This is a genomic window from Porphyromonas bennonis DSM 23058 = JCM 16335 (assembly GCF_000375645.1).
GTDB classification, from domain to species: Bacteria; Bacteroidota; Bacteroidia; order Bacteroidales; family Porphyromonadaceae; genus Porphyromonas_A; species Porphyromonas_A bennonis.
Genome location: NZ_AQWR01000083.1, coordinates 1 through 1,647, shown reverse-complemented (window position 1 = coordinate 1,647; position 1,647 = coordinate 1). Strand labels below are relative to the sequence as shown.

The 1,647-nt window shown below is 38.5% G+C and carries 2 protein-coding genes; both read right to left on the bottom strand.

The window, feature by feature from the left end; all coding sequences use genetic code 11:
• Positions 1 to 426: 426 nt before the first annotated feature.
• A complete protein-coding gene (locus B088_RS08155) occupies positions 427 to 906 on the bottom strand; it encodes a Csac_0668 family 2Fe-2S cluster-binding (seleno)protein (protein ID WP_000700631.1) in 480 nt (159 codons plus the stop codon).
• A 496-nt stretch (positions 907 to 1,402) separates the two neighbouring features.
• Positions 1,403 to 1,582 carry a hypothetical protein gene (locus B088_RS08840; protein WP_483823573.1) on the bottom strand — a complete coding sequence of 60 codons (180 nt, stop codon included), beginning with the start codon at positions 1,580 to 1,582 and terminating at the stop codon, positions 1,403 to 1,405.
• Between the last annotated feature and the right edge of the window lie 65 nt (positions 1,583 to 1,647).

The following is a 1,647-nucleotide window of genomic DNA, read 5'->3' as shown; positions in this document are numbered from 1 at the left end:
CCTTTTTCACCTCCTTCAGCTCGAAGTCGCGGAGGATCTCCTCCGGGACAAATGCCGATATCAGCTCCGTTATCTCTGCTGTTTCCATACGCTAATACTACTGCCTAATCTGTTATCTATTGTCCCTTCAACAAAGGTAATCTCTTTTTCCTCCCCATCCCAGCACATCAAAATGCGAATTAGCCTAAAATCGTGTTGGTAGAAGTAGACGATTTTTCTACCAACACGATTTTTAATTTATTATAGAACTGATTTCATCTAAAATCCTATAAGCCATTGATTTTATAAGTTTTATAGCTTGTTATTCTATTTTCTTGACATCAATACTACAGTCTAAACCCCTATGGATATGGGGAACATATCCACGCTCGTAGATGGAAACATATCAAAGATTGGCTCTCGTTTGTAGGAACATATCGACTGTAATTATTTCATTTTCAAGCCTTTATCGATAGCTTCCTGAATAATCTTATGACAACAAACTCCCAACGGATTGTTTTCTTTACAATTAGAATTTTTCATTGCCCCAGTGATGGCATTTACTTCTTTTACGGATTTCGCGCCATGCTTTACAACTGCTTCAATTACCTGATTTTCTGTGACTTCGCTACAATAACAAGCATACTTAGGATCTGCATCTTTCTTAAACCAGATAGGAACTCTAACTTGGTCTTTCAAGAATTTTATTTCATTATCTAAGTTATAGTAAACAACGTCGCAGTCCTCGTTCATGCAAATCTTATATTGATCTCCGTTAACAGCATTACGATAATCATCTACCACTAGATGTTCAACAGTTACTTTACTAACGGAAATCCCTTCATTATTACATACAGGACAATTGTCTTTAATTTGATCCGGCTTTTCTGTCTTGCATCCACAGCAACATTCATTATTAATCTTCATATTCTTAGCCTCCATGTTTTCATTATAATTTCTTTTTTAAACTAGGTAAAACCAATTTTGTAGAGTCCAACAGCAAATGCAAATTTATGGAAAGTTTTCGAAGAATTTGTATTTAGGGGTATCAAAATTTAATTTTTCTCTTGGCCTTCTGTTTATTTTCTTGTCGTTCCCTGAAAATGGTTGACTTATTTTTTTGCTGAAACGGATGTCGGTTGACATCGTTTTCGTCGTCAAACTAGAATGAGTTGTCTCGACTTTTCAAAGGTACTGATTTTAGTTGACTCTGGTAGTTTGGGGTAGTTTTTCGTGGTATACCCCGGGCTTGTTTTTTTCTTTTTCAAATCGGATAAACACCCCGTCGGTAATGCAACTGACTAAGCCAAACGCCTGTAGCAGAGCGGAGGGCGTTTGGTGTGTCAGGTGCGTTGCCGCTCTTTGTGTTCCGATTGAAAATGAAAAATCCAGTCTCTTCTCTCTTTGCTGAAATAAGTTCTATTTAGTTGGTTACTAGCTCCTTTGACTCCTTGTCTTTTCGAGCTTTCTGAATTGCGTCTTCACGATAGCTGCGCCATCGTTTCTTCAGGGGACCCGTACATTCCCTAGCTTCTTGTGGAGTCATATAGTCGATGCTCATATGGGGGCGAATGGTGTTGTAAGTCTCTATAGCTTTGCTGATTGTTTCTTTACCTCGCCGAGAGATGCAGACAACCTCTCGCTACGCTTCGAGAACGTCTACAATTC